This is a genomic window from Corynebacterium sp. HMSC034B08 (assembly GCF_001835805.1).
In the GTDB taxonomy this organism is placed as follows: Bacteria; Actinomycetota; Actinomycetes; order Mycobacteriales; family Mycobacteriaceae; genus Corynebacterium; species Corynebacterium coyleae.
In genome coordinates this window covers 118,169-124,158 of the sequence record NZ_KV825969.1, presented here as the reverse complement: position 1 = coordinate 124,158, position 5,990 = coordinate 118,169, and the positions used below count along the sequence as shown (strand labels likewise).

Genomic DNA, 5,990 nt, shown 5'->3' with positions numbered 1-5,990 from the left:
GCCGTCCGTGAGCGCTTCCTCGGTCGCGGCCGGGTTGCGCCAGTACTTGGAGAACACGCCGGGGCCTTTAAATTCGATCTCGCCGTCGTCGTTGATCCGTACCGAATAGCCGTTGACAGGGCGCCCGACGGTGCCGATCTTGTTGCTGTGCGCGTTGTTCACACACGCCGCAGCGCACGTTTCGGTCAGCCCGTAGCCTTCGTAGATCGGCACGCCCATGCCGCGGAAGAAGTGCGACAGGTCCGAGCTCATCGCCGACCCGCCGGTGATGCCGTACCAGACGGAACCACCCATGGCCTCCTTGATCTTGGCGTAGACCAGTTTGTCGTAGAGCTTCACCTTCGCCTTTTGCACGCGCGACGGGCCGTCCGGCGTATCCAGCGCCTTGGAATACTCAATCGCGGCCTTTTCGGCCTCCAAGAAGACACGTTTGCCAATCGCGGAGCCATCCGCGGCCTTGTTGTAGGAACCCTCACGCACCTTTTCAAACACGCGCGGCACGCCAATGACCAGGTTGGGACGTGCGCGCTGCAGCTCCACGGTCAACGTCGAAGTATCCGACCAGTGCGACTGGGTCGCGCCCGAAATCGTCCACGCCAGCGCCACCGCGCGCGCAAGCACGTGCGCCAGCGGCAAAAACGTCACCATGCGCTGGCCAGGGAAGGACACGGAGCCGATCTCGTTTTCCAGCAGCGCCCACGCCTGGTACGCCCAGTTGCCGTGGGTGATCTCCACACCTTTGGGGCGGCCGGTGGTGCCGGAGGTGTACACGATGGAGCCCAGATCGGGGTGGCGGGTGGCGGCAACGCGGTCGTCGATAAGCGATTGCTCCACCTCGCGGCCCTCAAACTTGATCTGCTCCACGGCGGCCGAGTTGAACTCGTAGATGCGCTGCAACTGCGAGGTCGAGTCGGCCATGCGCGGGGTGCCGTCCTCGCCGAGGAGGAACGGGCTCATGAGCATCGTGTGGTCGCGCGTTTCCGTGAACGCGATTTTCGCGCCGGAGTCCTCGAGGATCCACTGGATTTGGTGCATCGAGGACGACGGGTAGATTGGCACGGATGCGGCGCCGGCGGCCCAGATGGCGAAGTCGAGCAGCGCCCACTCGTAGCGCGTGCTGGACAGGATGGCCACGCGGTCGCCGGGCTCGATACCTGCGGCAATCAGCCCCTTGGCCACGTCGTAGACCTCTTGCAGGAACTCCCCTGCCGTCACGGAGACCCATTCGTAGTTGCGGGGCCGCGAGAACAGCACGAGGTGCGGGTGCTTCTCGCACATTTCGATGAGTCGGCTCAGGCACGTCTCCGTGTCGTTGAGGGTGAATCCAAGTTCCGTCGTGTGAGAAGTCGATGGCATGGTGCCCAACATTACCGACGTTTTGGCAGAATGCGGAAGCGTGACCAACGTGGAACTGCTGCACGCCCTCGCCGAGTCCTATGGCTTTGGCACCTCCTATCGCGCGACTGACGGGAAGATGGTGTCGCCGCCGCCGGCGTCGTTTGTCGCGTTGTTGCGGGCGTTGGGGCTTTCGCTTGACGACGACCCCACCGACGAGGAACTCCACTTCCACCTCGATGCCCGGCGCGAACACTGGGCCACGCGCCCCTTGCCGCCGACGGTGGTGGCGACGGAGGGACACGAGCAGCACTTCAACGTGCACGTGCACGACGGGCACCCGGCGCATTGTTGGATCCGGCTGGAGGATGGTTCCTCGCGGGAGTGCTACCAGGATGAGAATTGGGCGCCGCCGTTTACGGCTTCAGATGGTGTGGTGTGGGGCGAGGCGACGTTTCATACGCCCGGGGATCTGCCGGCGGGCTGGCACGAGTTGCATCTGGAGTCGGACAATGTTGATGCGGTGTGCACGTTGCTCGTGGTGCCCGATTGCTTGTCGACGAACTCCCGTGTCGTCCAGCACCCCGTCTGGGGCGTGATGGCGCAGTTGTATTCGGTGCGCTCGGCTGCCTCGTGGGGGTTGGGCGATTTTGGGGATCTGGCGTTGCTCGCGGAGACGGTCGCCGCGCAGGGGGCCGATTATTTGCTGATCAATCCGGTGCACGCCGCCCAGCCGGTGCCGCCGGTGGAGGATTCGCCATATTTGCCCACCTCGCGCCGGTTTATCAACCCGCTCTACATCGCGGTGGAGCAGGTGCCGGAGTTCGAGCTGGTGGACGACAATCTTCGTGCGGCGATCGCCGAGTTGGCCGCGCCGCTGAAGGACCTGAACACTTCGCCAGCGCCGCTGGATCGCAACCGTGTGTTCGCCGCGAAGTTGGCGGCGCTGCGCGAGCTGTTCTGGGCCTCGCAGGCCGATGCCGCGCGCACCCACGACTTTGAGCTGTTCTGCCTGGACGAGGGCGAAGGCCTGCGCGAGTTTGCCACCTGGTGTGCTGCGCAAGCCGCCGAGTCGGAGCATCACCCGGAGCATCGCTCGCGGCACGCCGGCGACGACATCGAGGACCTCGTGCAGTTCTACATGTGGCTGCAGTTCATCGCCGACGAGCAGCTGCGCCTCGCCCAGGAGCGTGCGAAGGCGGCCGGGATGTCGATCGGCATCATGACGGACCTTGCGGTGGGCATCCACCCTGGCGGCGCGGACGCGGCGACACTGCGCGAGGTGTTGGTGTCCGATGCGTCGGTGGGAGCTCCCCCGGACCAGTACTCGCAAAAAGGCCAGGACTGGTCGCAGCCGCCGTGGAACCCGCAGCAACTCGCCGAGTCCGGCTACGGGCCGTGGCGCGACCTGCTGCGCACAGCGCTGCGCCACAGTGGCGGCATCCGCGTCGACCACGTGCTCGGACTGTTCCGCCTGTTTTGGGTGCCACGCGCTGGCACACCCGCTGGCGGGGTGTACATGAACTACGACTTTGAGGCCATGGTGGGCACCCTTGTGTTGGAGGCGCAGCGCGCCGGGGCGGTCGTCGTCGGCGAGGACTTAGGCACGTTCGAGCCGTGGGTGCAGGACTTCCTTCGCGACAAGGGCATTTTGGGCACCTCGGTGCTGTGGTTCGAATCCATCCCGCCGGGCGTGCCGCGCCCCTCGCAGCAGTACCGCCACCTGGCGCTTACGGCTGTGGGCACGCACGACCTGCCGCCCACCGCTGGCTACCTCAAGGGTGCACACAACGAATTGCGCCATGAGCTTGGGCTTGTCGACGACCCCGTGGAGCGCCTCAACGCCACCGACCGCATCTGGATCGACCAGGTGCTTGGCCTCGCGCGGGAGGAAGGTGCGCTTACCGGCGACGACGAAAAGGCACTGATCACGGGACTGACGCGCTTCGTCGCCTCCACCCCATCGGCGATGACGTGTACGAACCTGGTGGACATGGTTGGCGACGAGCGCATTCAAAACCAGCCCGGCACCAACGGCGAGCAGTACACCAACTGGCGCATGCCGCTTTGCGACGCCACCGGCACCCCCGTGCTCATCGAACACCTACCGGAGATGGAGTTGTTTAAGGCGGTGGCGGAGGCGTCGATACGCAACTAAAGCGCGCCGATCACCGCAGCAACAATGACAAGAGCGATGAGCACCCACATTGCTTGGGTCACCCGCGACTGCGGGTACTTACGCTGCGGCTTGGGCAGCTGTTGATCCTGCTTGCGCAGCTCTTCAGGGTTGGCCATGGTGCCCAAGCCTAGACCGAGCCGGTCGACGACCCAAAGCAGCACATAGGACACCGCCGCGCACGCCGGCAGCGCCAGCACCACAATCAGCGGCACCTGCAACCACGGGCTCAACCCCATTAACCAGCTCATTTAGACCGCTTTCAACGCCATCATCACGATCGGGCTCACCGCGGCAACAACCACCAAAATGCCGATAATGATCCCGATAACTTGCGACGCCGACGGGCCCGACGGCGCCTGCTCCACCGCCTTCTGCCTTGGTGCCACCGTCGGCACACTCGTCGGCGTCGCGGCACCAGACTCAAACGTCGCCTGCGCAGGCGTCCTTCGCGGCACCAAGGTCGGCGTCAACGTGATCGTGCCACCCGGCGGGTTGGTGATCGTCGTGGAGTAGCGCAGCGAATACTGGTACTCCAAAAAGTCGTCGACCTGCTCCTCCCCGTACACCGGGCCACTGTCGAGCGAACTGGCGCGCTGGAACCCAATCAACTGATGGTTATCCTCGCCCGCGACATAGTTCGCGCCCGAGATCACCCCCACCAGGCCGCGGCCCGGGATGTACACCGGCCCACCGGAGTCACCTGGCACCGGCATCTTCGGCGCGTCGAAGTACGTGGTGTTTTCAACCGTGCCGACGAACTTGCCGCACGTCGAGGCATCCGAGCGCCCATGGGTGGAGTACCCGCGGAAGCAGATCGTGTCGGTGCTGCTGATCTTTTCCACCGGCACAACCGTCCCGCCATACGGGTTGCCGCCAACACGAACGTCTTCGAACCAGTAGATCACCGCCCAGTCGTTGGCGGACGTCTTCGGCGAATACGCCCGCGCGGGGAAGATCAACCCTGCGGGCTCGTCGATTTGTTTGCCGGCGCTATCTGCAAGGTAGACCAGCGCACCCTGGGGGAAGTACTGCTCGTTTTGTACCACGCAGTGGGCGGCGGTGTAACTGCGACGGTGCTCGACGTCGTTGAAGCCAAGCGTGCAAGCAGTGAGGCGGTCCGAGCCTAAATTATCGACGAAAATCCGCCCACCCTGCGCCGCATTCAACGCAGGCGAAGCAGGCGCGACTGCAGGAACCACCGACGCCGCAAGCGTCGTGGCAACCACCGCAGCCGCGCACCAATGCTTCACACTTCCGCGGGACATGCCGCCAGCGTAGCGCAGGCCGTTAACCGGCTATGCCGATACGTCGGAGCCCGCCAGGCCGCGACGCTCCAGCAGCGGACGCGTGTCCTTGTCGCGGCCACGGAACGCACGGTAGGCCTCGGCGTAGTCGCGCGAGGACCCCTTGGACAGGATGGTCTCGCGGAACTTCGCGCCGGTGTCGCGGTTGATGCCTTCCTGTTCGACCAACTGGTAGCCGTCGGCGTCGAGAGCTTCTGCCCACAGGTAGGAGTAGTAGCCCGCCGAGTAGCCGCCGGCGAAGATGTGGTTGAACCAGGTGGAGCGGTAGCGCGGCTCGAGCCCGTCGATGTCCAGGCCAACCTCGCGCAGGGCTTCTTCCTCGAAGGTTTGGATGTCGGACGGGGTGTCCTCGGTGATCGAGTGCCACGCCAGGTCGATCGCGCTGGCCGCGAGGTACTCGGCGGTGAGGAAGCCCTGGCCGAACTGACGCGAGGCCTTCAGTGCGGCGAGTTGCTCGTCGGAAATGACCTCGCCGGTGTCCACGTGGCGCGCGTAGTTGCGGGCGATCTCCGGGGCGAACGCGTAGTTCTCGTTGATTTGGGAGGGGAACTCCACCCAGTCGCGCGGCACGTTGGTGCCGGAGTTCGACGGGTAGCGCACGTCCGACAGCAGGCCGTGCAGAGCATGGCCGAACTCGTGGAACAGGGTGGTCACTTCGTCGATAGTGAGCAGGTTCGAGGTGATCGACATGACGTTGACCACCACCGGCTTCGTGCCCGCCAGGTGCGACTGGTCCACAAAGGAGCTCATCCAGGCGCCGCCGCGTTTCGACGAACGCGCGTTGTAGTCCGTCAGCAACAACCCAATGCCAGTGCCGTCTTCTTCCTTCACCTCCCAGACGTCCACGTCGTCGCGGTAACCGTTGAGGTCCTCGCGCTTTTGAACCGTGATGCCGTAGAGGAGGTTGGCGGCGTAGAACACGCCGTCGGTAAGCACCTGCTCGAGCGGGAAATACTTGCGGATCTCCGCCTCGTCGATGCCCAGTTCCTGCTCGCGACGCTTCGCCTGCCAGTAGGGCCAGTCCGCGCCGTCGAGGTCTTCACCGGCGAGTTCGGAGGCGAGCTTGCGCTCAGCCTCAGCGTTCGCGGCGGCGGCCGGTGCCAGGTCTGCGATCAACTGGCGTGCAGCAGACGCGGTGCCTGCGGTCTCCTCGGCGATGACGTAGTCGGCGT

The 5,990-nt window shown here is 64.9% G+C and carries 5 protein-coding genes; 1 reads left to right on the top strand and 4 read right to left on the bottom strand.

The annotated features are described in order from the left end of the window. Positions 1-1,356 (bottom strand): AMP-dependent synthetase/ligase (locus HMPREF2656_RS09910; protein WP_070816553.1); only part of this gene is annotated, 1,356 nt, incomplete at its 3' end. Here HMPREF2656_RS09910 and malQ point away from each other — a divergent pair. Further along, positions 1,355-3,493 (top strand): 4-alpha-glucanotransferase, encoded by a 2,139-nt coding sequence (malQ, locus tag HMPREF2656_RS09905; protein WP_371440664.1) that lies wholly within the window; start codon positions 1,355-1,357, stop codon positions 3,491-3,493. The two genes, HMPREF2656_RS09910 and malQ, sit on opposite strands and share 2 nt — an antisense overlap. Here malQ and HMPREF2656_RS09900 read toward each other — a convergent pair. From HMPREF2656_RS09900 to HMPREF2656_RS09890, 3 genes are all read right to left on the bottom strand, one after another. Then, on the bottom strand, positions 3,490-3,762 hold the full coding sequence (locus HMPREF2656_RS09900; RefSeq protein WP_070772110.1) for a hypothetical protein: 273 nt from the start codon (positions 3,760-3,762) through the stop codon (positions 3,490-3,492). The genes malQ and HMPREF2656_RS09900 overlap by 4 nt on opposite strands. Further along, positions 3,763-4,779 carry a trypsin-like serine protease gene (locus HMPREF2656_RS09895; protein WP_070613989.1) on the bottom strand — a complete coding sequence of 339 codons (1,017 nt, stop codon included), beginning with the start codon at positions 4,777-4,779 and terminating at the stop codon, positions 3,763-3,765. A 30-nt stretch (positions 4,780-4,809) separates the two neighbouring features. After that, positions 4,810-5,990: M3 family metallopeptidase (locus HMPREF2656_RS09890; RefSeq protein WP_141761071.1), on the bottom strand; the 1,181-nt coding region annotated here is incomplete at its 5' end.